The organism is Lysobacter luteus, assembly GCF_907164845.1.
Lineage (GTDB): Bacteria > Pseudomonadota > Gammaproteobacteria > Xanthomonadales > Xanthomonadaceae > Novilysobacter > Novilysobacter luteus.
In genome coordinates this window covers 88,469-105,969 of sequence record NZ_OU015430.1, presented here as the reverse complement: position 1 = coordinate 105,969, position 17,501 = coordinate 88,469, and the positions used below count along the sequence as shown (strand labels likewise).

Here is a 17,501-nt window from a genome sequence, read left to right as displayed (position 1 = left end):
CGGCTATCCTGCGCCGATGCCCTTCCCCCACCGCATCACCGTCGCGCTGTGCCTGCTCGCCAGCGCGGTGCTTCCGGGCACCGTCCGCGCCGCCCAGGTGGGCCAGGTGGAGGTGGTGGGCCTGGACGAGGAGGCGACCGCCAACGTGCTCGCGGCGCTGTCGCTGGTTCAGGCGCAGGGCCGCGAACTGTCGGGTCGGCGCCTGGCGTACCTGGTGCGGGAGGCCGACAACGAGACCCGCGAGGCGCTGGAACCGTTCGGCTATTACTCGCCACGGATCGAGGTCGAGCGCAGCCGCAACGGCAACGGCGCCCCGGTCACCGTGACGATCACGGTCGACCCCGGCGAACCGGTGCGCGTGCGCGACCACCACGTCGCGATCATCGGCGAGGGCGGCCGCGACCGTTACCTGCGCGAGGACCTGGCCGAATTCCGCCCGCAGGCGGGCGACGTGTTCGACCACGCCGTGTACGAGGCCAGCAAGAACACCATCAGCCGGCGGCTGGCGGTGCGCGGTTATTTCGACGCCGATTTCGCCAGCCGGCGGGTCGAGGTGACGCGTGCCGAGAACGCCGCCGACATCGACCTGGTCTGGACCAGCGGCCAGCGCTACGACATGGGGCCGGTAGAATTCGAGCAGACCCGCCGCATCATCCGGCCCTCGCTGATCGAGCGGCTGGTGTACTGGGAGGAAGGCAGCTACTACCACCAGGGCAAGCTCGACCGCCTGCGCGAGTCGCTGGCGCGGCTGGACTATTTCGCCAGCATCGACATCCAGCCGCGGCCGGCCGATGCGGTCGGCAACGACGTGCCGGTGACCGTCACGCTGACGCCGGCCAAGCGCAGCATCTACACCGCCGGCCTGAGCTACGGCACCGACAGCGGCGCCGGCGTCCGGCTCGGGCTGGAGCGGCGCTACCTCAACGACCGCGGCCACAAGGCACTCGCGCAACTGGACTGGGCGCAGCGGCGCAAGACCCTGACCCTGCAGTACCGGATCCCGGCCTTCGCGTGGCTGGACGGCTGGTACACCATCAGCGCGCAGGCCGCCGACGAACAGACCGACTTCATGGATAGCCGGCGGATCGAATTCGTCGGCAGCCGCAGCGGCGAGATCAACCGCTACCTCACCGCCATCGCGTCGTTGCATGCGTTGCGCGAGCGCTGGGCGTACGTCGGCGAGGACGACGGCGACCCGGCGACGCTGCCCGACTACCGCTACGCGACCTACACCTATCCCTCGCTGCGGGCCGAGTATGTCGACGCCGACAACCCGGTGTTCCCGGTCGACGGGCGGGCCGGGACGCTGATGCTCCGCGGCGGCATCGAAGGCGCCGGCTCGGACGCCAACTTCGCCCAGATGCGCGCGACCGCCCACTGGTTCCGCGGCGTCGGCGCGGACAACCGGCTGATCGTGCGCGGCGAGCTGGGCCACACCTACACCAACGCCCTGGTCGACCTGCCGCCGAGCCTGCGCTTCTTCGCCGGCGGCGCGGGCAGCATCCGTGGCTACGGCTGGCGCGAGGTCGGCCCACGGATCGAAGGCGCCGACGGCCGGTTGTACGCGCTGGGCGCCAAGAACGTGGTTACCGGCAGCGTCGAGTTCGAGCACTACTTCAACGAGAGCTGGGGCGCGGCGGTGTTCGCCGACACCGGCAGTGCGTTCAACAGCGATCCCGACCTGCGCAGCGGCGTCGGCGCCGGCGTGCGCTGGCGCTCGCCGGTCGGACCGGTGCGGATCGACGTCGCACACGGGCTGGATGATCCGGACTCGTCGTTCGAGATCTACCTCAGCGTCGGGGCGGACCTCTGATGGCGCCGCGCTGGAGGTTCGGCTTCCGCCGCCGCCAAGGCGGCGAGCCGACGCCCGAGGAGCGCGAGGCCCACATCGCCGAGTTGCGCCGCAAGCGGCAGGCCCGCCTGCGCTACCTCACCCTGCGCGCGGTACTGGTGGCCGGCGCGCTGGGGCTGGTGCTGGTGGTTGGCCTGTACTGGCTGCTCACCACCGTCGGCGGGCGCGAGTTCCTGCTCGCGCAGATCGTCCAGCGCCTGCCCGGGAACGCGACCCTGACCTGGGAAAGCGCCGAGGGTCCGGCGTCGGGCCCGCTGACGCTGCATGACGTGCGCTTCACCTACGAGGCGATCGAGTTCACCGCACACCGCGTGCACTTGGACCCGGCAATCAGCCCGCTGCTCGGCCGCCGGCTGCGGCTGGATGCGCTGCAGGTCGAACAGGCGACGCTCGACCTGCCGTTCAGCGAGGAGCCGTTCGAGCTGCCGCGCTGGCCCGACTCCCTGCCGCAGATCGCGCCGCCGCTGGCGCTTGAGGCCGGTAACATCCGCATCGACGGGTTGGCGGTGACGCGCGAAGGCGCACCGGTGATCGACATCGCCCGCCTGCGCGGCGGCCTCGTGGCCGACGCCGGGTGCCTGCACGTGGAAGCGCTGGAAGTGGACAGCGACCGCGGCCGCTTCACCGTGCACGGTGACTACGTGCCGCGCGAGGACTACCGCACCGACCTGGTCGCAACCGCGGTGCTGCCGGCGGGGTCGGCGACGACGCCGGCGCGGCTGGGCTTCGTCGCCCGCGGCGACCTGTCGCGGATGGACGTGGCGATCGCCGGGCGTGCGCCGGGTCCGCTGCAGGCGACGCTGGTGCTGCGCGGCAACACCGCGCCGCAGGCTGTCAAAGGGCTGGGCGAGGTCGTGACCGCACCGGGCATCGGCCGGCCGGGCTGGCAGTTGCGCGCGGATGCCGAAGCGCTGGATATCGGCCTGCTGGCCGACCCGGGTGCGACGCCGAGCGAAGCCCCGATGGCGCTGCAGCTGCGCGCCGACGGCATCGGTGGCCGCGCGACCGTCAGCGGAATGGTCCGCCAGGGCACGTTCGAGGCGCGCGTGCAGGAGTCGCGCGTGCAGGTCGAGGACCAGGTCCTGCAGCTGGACCCGCTGCACCTGCAGGTGTTCGACGGCGACCTGCGGGTGCGCGGCCGCGCCGACTTCAACGATCCCGCCGACGCCACGTTCCGCTTCGCCGCCAACGCGCGCGACCTGCGCTGGGGTGGCACGGCCGCCACCGGTGCACCACCGTCGCCGCTGATCGAGGCCGACGGGGACTTCGGCCTGGCCGGCACGCTGCAGGCGTGGGCGCTGGTGGGCCGCGCCACGCTGCAACGGGCCGGCGAGCAGGCGACGCTGCAGCTGGACGGCCGCGGCAACAGCGAGCGCATGCGGCTGCAGTCGCTCGCCGTGGCGATGCCGACCGGCACGCTCGACGCGACCGGCACCGTCGGCTGGGCGCCGTCGCTGGCGTGGGACGTCGATGCGCGACTGGCCGGCTTCGACCCGGGCTATTTCGCCAGCGGCTGGGATGGCGCGGTCAACGGCGATATCGCGACCACCGGACGCACCCGCGCCGACGGCGGCCTGGACGTCGCGGTCGACGTACCCGACCTCGGCGGCCGACTGCGCGGGCGCGCACTCGACGGTCGCGGCCAGTTCGCGATGCATGGCGCGGCGCCGGCCGGGGGCACGACCCGCTACGAGGGCGAGCTTGCGCTGGCGTTGGGCGGCAGCCGGATCGAGGCGCAGGGTGAGGTCGGCGACCGGCTCGACATCGATGCGCGGTTCGCGCCGCTGCAACTGGCCGACCTGCTGCCCGACGGTGCCGGCATCCTGCACGGCGAGGTCCACCTGGACGGCCCGCGCACCGCCCCCGATGTCCGCGCGCGGCTGGACGGATCCGGCCTGCGCTATGGCGACTGGACGGCCGCGTCGCTGCAGGTGGACGGGCAATTGCCGTGGACGGGCGGCGGTGGTGTGCTCGACATCGACGCGACCGGGCTCGACCTGGGCATCGCGCTCGACCGCCTGCAGGTCGATGCGCGCGGTGCGGTGGAGGACCTGCAACTGCAGGCCAACGCGAGCGGCGACATCGGCACCCTGGCACTGGCCGGCGACCTCGCCCGCAACGGCGCGCGCTGGGCCGGCACGCTGGCCTCGCTGCAACTGCAACCGGCCCGTGGCGCCAGCTGGCAGTTGCGCGCGCCCGCCGCGTACGGCTGGAGCACCGCCGGCGGCGCGCTCGCGGCGCGGCTGGACGACGCCTGCCTGGCCTCCAGCGCGGGCGGCGCGCTCTGCGTCGACGCCGACTGGCCACGCAACGGGCTGGCGGTCAGCGGCCAGGGACTGCCGCTGTCGCTGGTGGCCGGCTACCTGCCCGAGCCGGAAGCCGGGCGCCCATGGGTGTTGAGCGGCGAACTCGCGCTCGACGCGCAACTGCGCCCGGTCGGCAATGGCTGGAGCGGGCAGGCGCGGCTGTCGTCGGCCCGCGGCGGGCTCCGCACCAGCGAGCGCGCCCGTACCGAGCTGGTCCGATACGACGACCTGCTACTCACCGCCAACTTCCGGCCCCAAGGCATCGAGGCCGAACTGGGCGCCGTACTCAACGACGACGGCCGCATCGACGCGCGGCTGGCCACCGGCTGGGATGCCTACTCCCCGCTCGACGGCCGGCTTTCGCTCGACACCGACGAGCTGACCTGGCTGGAGCTGTTCTCGCCCGACATCGTCGAACCGACCGGCCGGCTCGAGGCGCGGCTGTCGCTCGGTGGCACCCGCGACACGCCGAGGCTGGGCGGGCAGGCGCAGCTGGCCGGCTTCAGCACCGAGGTCCCGGCGCTGGCGATCACCCTGCACAACGGCACGCTGCGCCTGGACGCGGCGCCCGATGGCAGCGCGCGCATCGCCGGCAGCGTGCGGTCGTCGTCGGCCGCCGGCAATCCGGACAGCGGCGTGCTGCACATCGACGGAACGCTCGACTGGCAGGGCGGCGACGCACCGCTGCAACTCGACCTGCGCGGCACCGACGTACTGGTGTCCGACACCCGCGAGCTGCGCGCGATTGCCAGCCCCGACCTGCGCGTCAGCTACCGCGCCGGGCAGGCACTGGAACTCACCGGGGAGGTCGTCGTGCCCGAGGCGCGGATCGACCTGGAGGGCCTCGACCAGGGCGTGTCTGCGTCGCCGGACGTGGTCGTGCTGGACCCGGTCGACCCGGAGGCGGAACCCGGCGCGCCGCTGGCGATGGACCTGCTGGTGATCCTCGGCGAGGACGTGCGGATCGATGGCTTCGGGCTGGAGGGCGGGCTCGACGGGCGGGTGCGGATCCTCGCGCGGCCGGGCCGGCAGATGCTCGCCCGCGGCAGCCTCGACGTCAGCGGCGAGTACACCGCCTACGGCCAGGACCTGCGGATCGCCCGCGGCCGCCTGAACTGGTCCGACGACCCGATTGCCGACCCGTTCATCAACCTGCGCGCCGAGCGCGTGGTCGGCGAGGTCACCGCGGGCGTGGATGTCGGTGGCCGCGCCAGCGCGCCCGAGGCGGAGGTCTGGGCGAACCCGGCCACCTCCCAGTCCGAGGCGTTGGCCTACCTGACCCTGGGCCGTCCGCTGTCGAGCCTGACCGGCAGCGAGCGCGGCGACGTCAACGCCGCCAGTGCCGCGCTCACTGCCGGCGGCAGCTTGCTGGCCTCGCAACTGGGCGCACGGATCGGCCTCGACGACGCCGGGGTGATGCAGAGCCGCGCGCTTGGCGGCAGCGTGTTCGGCATCGGCAAGCAGCTGTCACCGCGGCTGTATGTCAGCTACGGCGTATCGCTGCTCGGCACCGGCCAGGTGCTGGTGCTGAAGTACCTGCTGGGCCGCGGGTTCGACATCGAGATCGAATCGAGCACGCTGGAGAACCGCGGCTCGCTCAACTGGCGGCGCGAAAAGTAGCCCGGCTGCGCGAGGGCCTCAATGCCCCGCCCCGCGCGGACGCATGACCCGTGGCGGAGGCGCCGTGGCGGTCACCCGCGCGGTCCGCCCATCGCCGGCAGGATCACGCCGTTGATGTAGCCCGAGCACACCGGCGATGCGAGGAACACGTAGGCCGGCGACATTTCCTCGGGCTGCGCGGGGCGACGCATGTCGCTGTCCTTGCCGAACTTCGCGACCTTCTCCGCCGGGCGGTCGGCCGGGTTGAGCGGCGTCCACACCGGACCCGGCGCGACCGCGTTGACCCGGATGCCGCGGTCGAGAAGGTTGGCCGCCAGCGACATCGTGAACGCGTGGATCGCACCCTTGCTCGCCGAGTAGTCGAGCAGCTGCGCGCTGCCGAAGATGGCGACCTCCGAGCCGGTGTTGATGATGCTGCCGCCCTCGCCCATGTGCGGCAGCGCCGCGCGCACCATCCGGAAGTAGCCGCCGATGTTGGTCCGAAGGGTCTCGTCCCACTGCGCGTCGCCGATGTCCTCGGGCCGCGCGGCGTGCTGCTGGAACGCGGCGTTGTTGACCAGCACGTCGAGCCGGCCGAACGCCTTGACCGCCTGCTTGACGGCCCTCTCGCAGAAGCGGGTGTCCTTGACGTCGCCGGCGATGACGATGCAGCGCGCGCCCTCCGCTTCCACCGCCTGGCGCGTGGCCTCGGCGTCCTCGTGCTCGGACAGGTGCAGCACCGCGACGTCGCAGCCCTCGCGCGCAAACAGCACCGCCACCGCACGGCCGATGCCGGAATCGGCGCCGGTGACGATGGCGGCCATGCCATCGAGCTTGCCACTGCCCTTGTAGTCGGGTGCGAGGTAGCGCGGCTGCAACTCGAGCTCGTGTTCGTTGCCGGGCTTTTCCAGGTGCTGGGCCGGCATCGGGTTGGCCGGCTGCCGACGCGCGCCTGCCTGCACCGGCTGCTTCTTGGCCTTGCTGCCCGACGCGCCGGACTTCGCCTTGGCCTTTGCCTCGGCGTTGTCCTGGATCTCGCGTTGTTTGCGCGCGGTGGATTCGCCCTGGCTGGCGGAGCCGCTGCTCTTGGCCGTGGTGCTCTTGCTGGCGGCGCCCTTGCGGACGGCCGGTGTGGACTTGCGGGTTGCCATGGTTGCCTCGCCTTGTCGTTGGCGCGGCCGGCGCCGCGCGTCGGGGCGAGTCAACCAACCCATCCGTTCTGCAGGCGTGACCGCGACGCAACGGCAGCGTGATGCAGTCCTGCGTCGAGGGATGCGCGACGAAGTGGCGAGTGCTCAGCCAGCCAAGCGGATACGCGCACCGTGTAGCCGCGGCGCACCGTTGACCACGTCGGTCCAGACCACGTGCAGCGTACCGTCCGCCCCCATCGCCAGTTGCGCGAACCCGGTGCCGCGACCACGGCCCTGCAGTCGGGCGAGTTCGAACCGTTGCCACTCCTCCGACAGGTCGGGCGCGAGCCGGGCAAGCTGCAGCGACTGGCCGCTGCCATCCTCGCGCGTCCACAACGCCCAGGCCGAACCGCCCCCGAGCACGACATCGACGCGGCCCTGCACGTGCGCGCCGCGGTCGAGCTCCAGCGGGGCACTGAAGTGGTCGCCGGCATCGTCGGAGCGTGCAAGCCGCAACGACGGCTCATCATTCGCAGCGGTGTACCAGCCAACCAGCACCGCGTCGCCGACGGCGTCGACCGCCGGGCCGTTGACCGGGCAGGCGGGCATCGTCCAGCCGTCGGCATGGACCGGCGCTGGCTCGGTCCAACGGCCGTCCTGGAAGCGCGTGGCGGCGATGTCGCGGATCTCCGCCGCGCTGCGGTCGCGATAGACCAGCAGGGGGCCGTGCGCGGTGACCGCGGTGTCGGTCTGGCAACAGTCGCAGGTCATGGCATCGATGCGGGTCTCGCCGCTGCGCGCCAGTACCGGATCGAACACCGCGGTGCGCAGCGTCATCGCCGCCGCATCGGCCGGTGCATGTCCGGCGGGTCCATCATGGCCACCGTCGTGACTGTCGTGGCTGGCGCCGGCGGTTTCGCGCCCGTCCAGCCAGGCGATCCCGAGCCGGTCGCGGCCGGCGGGCCACAGGGAAACGAAGCCGTGCTCGGTCGGAGTGCCATCGTCGTTGACCAGCACCGGCGCCGACCAGCTTGCGCCCCCGTCGGCCGAGCGCACCAGCGCGACGTCGTAGGCGTAGGTCGATGCGGCCGACTTCTGCAGCCAGTGCGACCACACGGCGCCATCGTCGGTGGCCAGGATGTGCGGGGTGTCGGCCCAGTTGACGAACCAGTCGTCGCCGCGCGCGATCGCGTGCGGTGCGCTCCACTGGCCGTCGCGGTGGCGGGCGAACGACAGCACGTGGCCGTCCTCATCGGGGCTGATCCAGGACAGGAGCAGGTCGCCGTCCGGTGTCGCGACCAGGTCCGGCTGGGCCGCATCGCCCTGCACTGGGAGAGACCACCGCTCGGGAGACCACGGCTCGATCGCCGCGTCCGCTGGCCGGGCAGGGGTGTCGGCAGCGGTCGTCGATGGTTGCTCGGTGGCCGGCTGGCAGGCCATCAGCGTGGTGGTCAGCAGGAAGGCAGTCGCGGCAGTGATTCGCATGGCCGCAGCCTAGCGCGGAGTCGACCGCGGGTGCGCGGCCTACGCGACGCGCTCGCGCCGCTGCCGTGCCAGGTGGACCAGCAGCAGCGAGATCGCCGCGGGCGTCATCCCCGGGATGCGCTGGGCCTGGCCGATGGTCTGCGGGCGCACGCGCTCGAGCTTGCCGGCGACCTCGGCCGACAGCCCGCGGACCACGGCGAAGTCGAAACCGGCGGGGATCGCGGTGTCCTCGTGGCGGCGCTGGCGCTCGATCTCGCCGCGTTGGCGGTCCAGGTAGCCGGCGTACTTGACCCCGATTTCCACCTGCTCGGCGACCGCCGGGTCGGCCACCGCCGGCTGCAGCGAAGGCAACGTCAGCAGCCGGGCGTAGTCCAGTTCGGGCCGCTTCAGGAGGTCGATCGCGCGGGTTTCGCGGCTGACCTCGACGCCCAGCTGCTGGGTGAGCTCACGGGCCAGCGGGTTGTTGGGCGCCGCCCAGACCGCGCCGAGCCGGGCCTGCTCGGCCTCGATCGCCTCGCGCTTGGCCTCGAACGCCGACCAGCGCGCATCGTCGACCAGGCCAAAGCCGCGCCCGACCGGCGTAAGGCGCAGGTCGGCATTGTCCTCGCGCAGCTGCAGGCGGTATTCGGCGCGGCTGGTGAACATCCGGTACGGCTCGGTGGTGCCGTGGGTGACCAGGTCGTCGACCAGCACACCGAGGTAGGCCTCGTCGCGACGCGGGCTCCAGCCGTCGGCACCGCGCACCTGCCGGGCCGCGTTGAGGCCGGCCAGCAGACCCTGTGCGGCGGCCTCCTCGTAGCCGGTGGTGCCATTGATCTGGCCGGCGAAGAACAGGCCTTCGACCGCCTTTGTTTCCAGCGTGGCCTTGAGACCGCGCGGGTCGAAGTAGTCGTACTCGATCGCGTACCCGGGCCGGGTGACGTGGGCGTTGCCGAAGCCACGGATGCTGCGCACCAGCTCCAGCTGCACGTCGAACGGCAACGAGGTGGAGATGCCGTTGGGGTAGATCTCGGCGACGCCCAGGCCCTCGGGCTCGACGAAGATCTGGTGGCTGGCCTTCTCGGCGAAGCGCACCACCTTGTCCTCGATCGACGGGCAGTAGCGCGGGCCGACACCCTCGATCTGGCCGGTGTACAGCGGGCTGCGGTCGAGCGCGGCGCGAATGATTTCGTGGGTGCGTTCGCTGGTGTGGGTGATCCAGCACGAGACCTGCGCCGGGTGGTCGGCGTGCGAGCCCATGAACGAGAACACCGGCCGCGGGTCGTCGCCGGGCTGCTCGGCCATCACCGTGTAGTCGAGGCTGCGCCCGTCAATCCGCGGCGGCGTCCCGGTCTTGAGCCGGTCCACGACGAAGGGGCCCTCGCGCAACCGCTGGGCGAGGGTGGTGGCCGGCGGCTCACCGGCGCGGCCGGCGGCATGGGTGGCCTGGCCGACGTGGATCCGGCCTGCCAGGAAGGTGCCGGCCGTCAACACCACCGCCGGGGCCTGGAAGCGCAGGCCGGTCTGGGTCAGCACGCCTCCGACCCGGCCATTGGCGAACTCGATGTCGTCCACTGCCGCCTGGAACACGGTCAGCCCCGGCTGGGCCTCGACCGTGCGCCGGATGAAACCGCGGTAGAGGTTACGGTCGGCCTGGCAGCGGGTCGCGCGCACGGCCGGGCCCTTGCTGGCGTTGAGGCGGCGCCACTGGATGCCGGCGGCGTCGGCCGCGCGCGCCATGACGCCGCCCAGCGCATCGATCTCCCGGACAAGGTGGCCCTTGCCGATGCCCCCGATCGCCGGGTTGCAGCTCATCGCGCCTATCGTTTCGATGGCGTGGGTCAGCAGCAGCGTGCGCGCGCCGGCCCGGGCCGAGGCGAGCGCCGCCTCGGTGCCGGCATGGCCGCCGCCGACCACGATCACGTCGTATTGGTAAAAGCTGGTGCTCATCGTATGTCCGGACCCTGGCCGTGGGCGGCGGGGGCGTGGTTGCGAATTCTACGGCCGCTGCCCGGTCGGGCTGCGTCGCTGACCACGGGATTCACAATCGGTGTTAACCCCGCGTCAACCTTGGCACGCTTCGTGCGTTCCCATTCCTGCACCCAGCGGGGCAGGCGCCTGGCGCCGGTCGGAATTGGAACAGGGGCTGACCAAGTGCCCGCAGGGGAAGCGCAGGGGCCGAATGTCGGGGGACATTCGGCCCCTTTTTTATTTCTGGCCAGCGCTGGCCGTTGAGGCCGCCACAAATACGACCGCGGTCACGCGATGCGCGGGACTTGCGCTGCGCGGGCGCGCGATTCGAGGGCCAAATCGATCCATGCAGGCGCGTGTGCAGCGCTGGGCGCGCGAGCCCCGGATACGCGAAAGCCCCGCGTGGCGGGGCTTCCGGTGTAGGCGCCGACGTCCGACAGGGACGGAACAGGGGGGATCCGTGATTCCGTGCCGGACGTCGACATTGAAGCGTCAACCCGATTACGTCGCATTACGACGCAATCTGTCAATACCCGCGGATCGCCGTCATCCGCGGACGCGCGCCTCAGGGTTCGACTTCGCGCGACCGCTCGACCGCGCCGCTGCGCGCCCGACGCATCACCTGCTCCATCCGGGAGCCGCCTCGCTCGCGCGCGGCCGGCGTCGGGGCCGGACGTGCGACGGCGGCCGGCTGCGGACGGCGCTGCTGCTGCACGATCGGCGTGGGCGTGCGGTTGATCCGCTCGCGCTGGAGGCGGTCTAGGTTGCGCGACGGTGCCGTGCGGTCGTCGTCGCGGTGGTGTCCGCCGCCATCGTGGCCGTCGTCTGGACGCGGACGCACCACCACCGGTGGGCGGTAGTAGCCGTTCGGGTAGCGGTGGTAGCCGTACGGATAGCGGTAGTAGCCCGGGTGGCCGTAATAGCGCGAGTAATAGCCACTGCCGTAGTAACCGCTGCCGTAGTAGCGGTCGCTGTAGCGCCCGTACGGGTCGTAATAGCGGTAGTCGGTGCCCGGATTGCCGTAGTAGTAGTCGCCCCGGTCCTGGCGGTAGCTGTAACCGCCGGTCATGCAACCGCCCAGCAGGGCGATTGCCACGGCTGGGAGAAGGAGTTTGCGGATCATCGTCTGTCCCCTGTCGATTGCGGCCATCGTCGGGCCGGGGCATTGAACTTGCGCTTAATTTGCAGTAATACGCGGCGCGCTTCCTGACCGGTTCAGCGTCATCGAGCGTCGCGACCGCCCCACCGTAAACGCGTTGGCCATGGCTTGGTTGACGAGGGCGCCCGACGTCCGGGGTGGCGCGAGGCGCGCGGTACCTGGCGCCCGCTGCCTGGCGCACCACCCTGCGTTAGGCTGGCGCTGATGATTACAAGCACCGACGTGCTGGCCGCCGCGGCCAGGATCGCCCCCCACGCCCACGCCACGCCGGTGCTGCGCTCGCGCACGCTCGACACGCTGGCCGGCTGCGAACTGCACTTCAAGGCCGAGCACCTGCAGCGCGCCGGCGCGTTCAAGTTCCGCGGAGCCTGCAACGCGGTGTGGTCGCTGGACGAGGATGCCGCCGCGCGCGGCGTGGTCACCCACTCCTCGGGTAACCACGGCGCTGCGCTGGCGCTCGCCGCGCGCACTCGCCGCATGCCCTGCCACGTCGTGGTGCCCGAAGGGGCGGTTGCGGCCAAGCTGGCATCAATCGCGGCATACGGGGCCACCTTGCACCGCTGCGCACCGACGATCAGCGCGCGCGAGGCGATGTGCGAGCAGGTCCGCATCGCTACTGGTGCACAGCTCGTGCATCCCTATACCGACCCGCGCGTCATCGCCGGCCAGGGCACTGCGGCACTGGAACTGCTGTGCACCGCCGGCCCGCTCGACGCGATCGTGGTGCCGGTCGGCGGCGGCGGACTGGCGGCAGGCACGGCGGTGGCCCTGGCCTCGCGGAACCCGGACGCGACGGTGTGGCTGGCCGAACCGGCCGGCGCGGCGGAGACCGCCGAATCACTGCGTCGCGGCGAGCGCGTCACGGAATTCACCCCCGACACGGCCTGCGACGGCCTGCGCGGCACCCTGGGCGCACCCAACTTCGACTTGCTGCAACACCACCACGCCGATGCGCTCGTGGTGGACGACGCCGATACGGTGCGCGCGATGCGCCTGGTCTGGCGGCACCTCAAGCAACTGGTCGAACCGTCCTCGGCGATCGCGCTGGCCGCGGTGCTGGCGGAGCCTGGACGCTTCGCCGGCCAGCGCATCGGCATCGTGCTGACCGGCGGCAATGTCGACCTGGAAACGCTGCCGGCCCTGCTCGCGCTGGGTGATTGACCCCGGATCGGGCCGATTACACCCCGCATGGGTGCAACCCCCACGCCCGGTATCCGCGCGTAGGAGCGACGTCAGTCGCGACCCACTGACCTCCGGACCCACGAACGGCACGCATCCGCGCGCGTACACACCACGCGTCGACCCACGCGGAATGATTCCCAGTGGGTCGCGACTGACGTCGCTCCTACAGTTGCGGGGGGTGGTCGCGGGCGGCGAGGTCGTCGCCGGCCAGTCGCGCCAGGCCTTCGGCGAGCAGCAGGCGGGTGACGCCTGCGCGCTCGGACAGCGGCTGGCCGTGCAGGCTGTCGAGCAGCATCGCCACCGAGTCGCAGCGTGCGTCGTGGTCGGTGCCGGCGAGGCCCGCGCCAAAGCCGTCATTGAGCATCGCCGCGCGCACGCCGGCGGCCTTCAAGGCCTGCCGCGCGGCAGCGTCGTCGCGCGCGACCGGCGGGTGCTGCATCGCCGCCACCAGCAGCCCGGCGACCGCGCCAGCGAACCGCTCCTGACTGGCCGGGCTGAGCCGCGACGCGATGGCGTTGAGACCCGCGAGGCTGCGGTCGGCGGCAGGGTCGAGCAGGCGGCACATTACCTGCGCGTCGGCCGGATCGCGGCTGCCGGCGTGGACGGCCTGGAACAGCGCATCGATCTCGGCGTCGGGCGCACGCGCCAACAGCTCGGTCCCGTCGGCAACCAGCACCGAGGGGTCGAAGCCCCACTGCTCGATGGCGCTGGCCGGCTGCTGTGCGGAAGCGGCGCCGGCCGCAAGCCACAACACGGCAGTCGCGACGAAGGGGAAACGGGCGGTCGATGACATGGCGGACACGTGCGACGGTGGACCGGCACGACTCTAGTCCGCGCCATCTGAACGCCGCGTCGCGGCCGCTCAGGCGCCGCGGTCGGTGCGCAGCTCGCGGGTCGCGCGTGGGTCGCCGGCGGCGGCCCGCGCGACCACCCAGCTGAAGGCGACGATGCCCACCACCACGATGCCCGCACCCCACAGCGCCGGTCCGCGCGGCCAGCGTTCGCCGAGCAGCCACACGCCGATCAGGGTCGCGAACAGGATCTCGGCGGCCTGCATGGCCTCGACCCCGGCCAGCGCGGTCGCGTTGTTGCGGACCATCCCGGTCGCCTGGAAGAACAGCACCGTGGCGATGATCCCGGCGCCGAGCGCGACCCCTCCGGCCAGCCACACATGGCCGGCGGACGGTGGACCCGCGGTGGCGGCGGCGTACAGCGCAAGTACGATCCAGGCCGGCTGGCTGGCCAGCGTCAGCCCGAACACGCGCTGGGTGGCGTTGAGTTGGACCGGGCCGCCGCGTCGCTCCAGGTGCAGCAGCAGGCCGCGGTTGCCCAGCGGGTAGGCGACCGCGGCAACCGCGACCCAGCCCAGCGCGATCCAGCCGTCGCGGTCGAGCGACCCGCCGCCGACCCCGAACTGCATCAGCATCACCCCGGCCACCACCAGCAAGCCGATCGCCAGCGCGGGCAACGGGATGCGCCGCCGTTCGTCGTCGTAGAGCAGCGGCGCGCACAGCATCCCGGCGACCACGGTCAGCTGGAAGGTGCCGGCAACCAGCCAGGACGGCCCGCTGGACGCGGCGTAGCTCAGCCCGATGTAGAACAGCACGAAGCCGACCCCGCTCCAGCCCAGCCACGGCAACGGGTGCGCGCGGATCTCGCGCCAGACCGGTGCGATGCCACCCTGCCAACGCATCAGCGGCAGCATCAACGGCAGGGTGATGAGGTAGCGCAGCGACGCGGTCCACGCCCAGTGCCCCCCCTCGGTCGCGGCCAGGCGGTTGAGCACGTAGGCGCAGGTGAAGAACAGCGCCGACGCCAGCGCGATCGCGATGGCGTACAGGGCGATGCGGCGATGGCTGGCGCTCATGGGCGGGTCAGCGCCTGCGCACCTTGATGCTCGACAACGGCACGCTGACCTCGTCGACGCCGCCGGTGCGGATCGGCGCGCCCGGCGGCGGCCCCCAGGCGTGCGCGTAGATGACTTCCCACGTCGCCGGCAGCTGGCCGTCGTCGCGCCGCATCGGCTCGTAGGCCTCGGCGGCGCGTGCGAACCGTGCGCGGCCGGTCAGGCTGCGGCGGCGGGTCGCCATCGCGTTGGTCGCGCCGATCGTGCGCAACTCGCGCATCAGGTGGCCGAGGTCGGGATGGCCGATGCCGAATTCGTCGCGGTCGAGCACCGGGTCCTTGAACCCCGCCGCGATCAGCGCGTCGCCGAACTGCGCGATCGCCGGGAACAGGCTGACGTGTGGCGCGTCGTCCGCCTCGGCGAACGCTTCGCGCAGCTCCCACAACGTGGACGGACCGAACGTCGACACCAGCATCAGTCCACCCGGCTTGAGCACGCGGCGGAACCCCGCGAACACCGCCGGCAGGTCCTCCACCCATTGCAGGCAGAGGTTGGAGAACAGCACGTCGACGCTGCCGTCGCGCAACGGCAGCGCGCGGGCGTCGGCGCAGACCGGGATCGGCCGGCGCGCGAACGGGTTGAGCCGCCCGGCCAGCCCGCCGCCGGCGGCATTGCGGCGCACCTGGGCGAGCATGCCCGGCGCAATGTCGAGCGCGAGCACCTGCGCCTTCGGCCAGCGCTTCTGCATCGCCGCGGCGGCGTGGCCCGGGCCGGAGCCGAGGTCGACCACCACCTCCGGCGCATCGCGACCGAGCGCGGGGTCGTCGAGGTAGTCCAGCTGCTCCATCAGGCGCGAGGCGACCTCGCGCTGCAGCGCCGCCGCGGAGTCGTAGCCCTGCGCAGCGCGCGAAAACGCGCGGCGGACCTGGCGGTGGTCGAACAGGTCGCTCACGCCGGCGACTCCGACGTGGCGAGCGAATCCACGAAGTCCGAAATCGCATCGGCGACCCGATCGGCCGCGCCAAGGAACGGCGCGTGGCCGGCGCCATCGATCACCACGCTGCGAGCACGCGGCGCCAGCGCGGCGGCGGCCGGCATCGCACCTGCGGGCACCAGCCGGTCGCGTCGGCCTGACAGCCACAGGCTGGGGACCTGCAGACCGGGCAGCTCGCCGCGCAGGTCGGCCGTATCGAGCAGGGCCAAGCCTTGCTGCAGTGCGCGGGACGACGGCTCGCCACGCTCGAACGCCTGCGCGCGCAGCCGGCGCAGTTCATCCTGCGCGGTGGCCGAACCCAGTGATTCGAGCGCGAGGAAGCCCTCCAGCGTGCCGCGGAAGTCGCGCCGAAGGGCGTCGCCGAAATCACCGAACAGGGTGCTGCTGACGCCGTGCGGCCAGCCGTCGGCATCGTCGCGCACGAACCGGGGCGAGGACGCGACCATCACCAGCCCGCGCACCTGTCCGGGATGGTCGAGCGCGGCGCGCAGGGCGACCTGGCCGCCGAGCGACCACCCCAACCAGACCGCATCGGGCACCCGCGCGACCAGCGCCGCCGCCAGCGTCGCGGGCTCGAGCGCAGTGTCGTCCTCGCGCGCATGGCCGTGGCCCGGCAGGTCGACCAGGAGCAGGGTGAAGCGGTCGGACAGGCGTTCGACCAGCGGCGCGAACAGCCCGCCGTGCATCGCCCAGCCGTGGATCAGGGCCAGCGCGGGGCCACGCCCGTGCGTCTCGATGAACATTCCGCTTCCTGTCAGTGGTGCGGCCGGACGCGGCTCATGCCGGCGCCCAGCCCGTGATGGCAGCGACGCGCGCTTCGGCCTCGGCGCGGTCGCGCGCACCCGCCAGCGCCTGCACCAGCCCGTCGACGTCGGCCGGGGTGTGCAGTGCCGACAGCGTGACCCGCAGCCGTGCGCGGCCCTCCGGCACGGTCGGCGGACGGATCGCCGCGACCAGGTAGCCGGAGCGCTCCAGCGACGCCGCCATCGACAACGCGCGCCCTTCTTCGCCGACCAGCACCGGCTGGATCGGCGTGTCCGACGGCAGCAGGACCAGGCCGGCCGCCTTGGCCTTCGCGCGGAAGCGCACCGCGAGTTCGCCAAGCTTCTCGCGTCGCCAGTGCTCGCTGCGGGCGAGCCTGACCGCGGCCAGCGTCGCCGCGGCCTGGGCCGGCGGCATCGCGGTGGTGTAGATGTAAGGCCGGGCGGTCTCGACTAGGTGGCCGATCAGGTCCGCATCGCCAACCACGGCCGCGCCGTGGCCGCCGAGCGCCTTGCCGAGCGTGGCCAGTTGCAGCGGCACCTGCGCCACGCCAAGCCGGCAAGCAGCGACGCTGCCGCGCCCTTCCGGGCCGACCACGCCGACTCCGTGGGCATCGTCGACGTACAGCAGCGCCTGCTGGGCGCGGGCGACGATGGCCAGCTCGCGCAGCGGGGCAAGGTCGCCGTCCATGCTGAACACGCCGTCGGTCGCGAGCATGGCGACGCCTTCGGGCATGCCGCGCAGTTGCCGGATCGCGCCTTCGGGGTCGTTGTGCGGGTAGCGGCGCAGCCGGCAGCCGGCCAGCCGGGCGGCGTCGATCAGGCTGGCATGGTTGAGCCGGTCCTGCACGCAGACGTCGCCGTCGCCCAGCAGCGCCTGCATCACCGCCAGGTTGGCAAGGTAACCACTGCCGAACAGCAGCGCACGCGGGGCGCCGAGCCAGTCGGCCAGCTCCTTCTCGAGCGCGTCGTGGACCTGGTGGTGGCCGCAGACCAGGTGCGAACCCACCCCGCCGGCGCCTTCCCGCGAGGCGGTGTCCTGCAGTGCGCCGACCACCGCGAAGTGCTGCGACAGGCCAAGGTAGTCGTTGCCGCAGAAGTTCAGCAGGCGGCGGCCGTCGAGTTCGACATGGGCGCCGTCGCGGTGGGTGACGCTGCGGCGCACGCGGCGGCGCGACGCGGCCTCGCGCGCGTCGCGGGCGGCATCGACACGGTCACGCCAGGACGGGCGCGCCAC

At 72.5% G+C, this 17,501-nt stretch carries 12 protein-coding genes; 3 read left to right on the top strand and 9 right to left on the bottom strand.

Translation table 11 applies throughout. The features are described from left to right. Positions 1–16 precede the first annotated feature (16 nt). Both KOD61_RS00540 and KOD61_RS00535 read left to right on the top strand, forming a co-directional pair. A complete protein-coding gene (locus KOD61_RS00540) occupies positions 17–1,813 on the top strand; it encodes an autotransporter assembly complex protein TamA (protein ID WP_215219150.1) in 1,797 nt (598 codons plus the stop codon). Next, positions 1,813–5,778 carry a translocation/assembly module TamB domain-containing protein gene (locus KOD61_RS00535; protein ID WP_215219149.1) on the top strand — a complete coding sequence of 1,322 codons (3,966 nt, stop codon included), beginning with the start codon at positions 1,813–1,815 and terminating at the stop codon, positions 5,776–5,778. The genes KOD61_RS00540 and KOD61_RS00535 overlap by 1 nt, the downstream gene beginning before the upstream one ends. 71 nt (positions 5,779–5,849) lie before the next feature. Here the strand turns inward: KOD61_RS00535 and KOD61_RS00530 are convergent, their stop codons facing one another. The 4 genes from KOD61_RS00530 to KOD61_RS00515 form a co-directional block, all read right to left on the bottom strand. After that, positions 5,850–6,908, bottom strand: coding sequence for an SDR family oxidoreductase (locus KOD61_RS00530; protein ID WP_215219148.1), 1,059 nt, complete (start codon positions 6,906–6,908; stop codon positions 5,850–5,852). A 144-nt stretch (positions 6,909–7,052) separates the two neighbouring features. Then, positions 7,053–8,372: a sialidase family protein gene (locus KOD61_RS00525; RefSeq protein WP_215219147.1), complete on the bottom strand. Its 1,320-nt coding sequence runs from the start codon at positions 8,370–8,372 to the stop codon at positions 7,053–7,055. 39 nt (positions 8,373–8,411) lie between these two features. Next, positions 8,412–10,301 carry a tRNA uridine-5-carboxymethylaminomethyl(34) synthesis enzyme MnmG gene (gene mnmG / locus KOD61_RS00520; protein ID WP_215219146.1) on the bottom strand — a complete coding sequence of 630 codons (1,890 nt, stop codon included), beginning with the start codon at positions 10,299–10,301 and terminating at the stop codon, positions 8,412–8,414. A gap of 586 nt (positions 10,302–10,887) precedes the next feature. Continuing rightward, positions 10,888–11,445, bottom strand: a complete 558-nt coding sequence (locus tag KOD61_RS00515) for a hypothetical protein (protein ID WP_215219145.1) — start codon at positions 11,443–11,445, stop codon at positions 10,888–10,890. Between the two features lie 240 nt (positions 11,446–11,685). Here KOD61_RS00515 and KOD61_RS00510 point away from each other — a divergent pair, with 240 nt between their 5' ends. Then, positions 11,686–12,642: a pyridoxal-phosphate dependent enzyme gene (locus KOD61_RS00510; RefSeq protein WP_215219144.1), complete on the top strand. Its 957-nt coding sequence runs from the start codon at positions 11,686–11,688 to the stop codon at positions 12,640–12,642. 184 nt (positions 12,643–12,826) lie between these two features. Here the strand turns inward: KOD61_RS00510 and KOD61_RS00505 are convergent, their stop codons facing one another. From KOD61_RS00505 to bioF, 5 genes are all read right to left on the bottom strand, one after another. Further along, positions 12,827–13,456: a hypothetical protein gene (locus tag KOD61_RS00505; protein ID WP_215219143.1), complete on the bottom strand. Its 630-nt coding sequence runs from the start codon at positions 13,454–13,456 to the stop codon at positions 12,827–12,829. A gap of 69 nt (positions 13,457–13,525) precedes the next feature. After that, entirely contained in the window at positions 13,526–14,530 is a 1,005-nt protein-coding gene (locus tag KOD61_RS00500; protein ID WP_215219142.1) for a multidrug resistance efflux transporter family protein, read from the bottom strand. A gap of 7 nt (positions 14,531–14,537) precedes the next feature. Then, positions 14,538–15,461, bottom strand: a complete 924-nt coding sequence (gene bioC, locus KOD61_RS00495) for a malonyl-ACP O-methyltransferase BioC (RefSeq protein WP_215219141.1) — start codon at positions 15,459–15,461, stop codon at positions 14,538–14,540. Continuing rightward, positions 15,458–16,246 (bottom strand): pimeloyl-ACP methyl ester esterase BioH, encoded by a 789-nt coding sequence (gene bioH / locus KOD61_RS00490; RefSeq protein ID WP_215219140.1) that lies wholly within the window; start codon positions 16,244–16,246, stop codon positions 15,458–15,460. The genes bioC and bioH overlap by 4 nt, the downstream gene beginning before the upstream one ends. Positions 16,247–16,280: 34 nt before the next feature. Then, positions 16,281–17,501: an 8-amino-7-oxononanoate synthase gene (bioF, locus tag KOD61_RS00485; RefSeq protein WP_215219139.1), complete on the bottom strand. Its 1,221-nt coding sequence runs from the start codon at positions 17,499–17,501 to the stop codon at positions 16,281–16,283.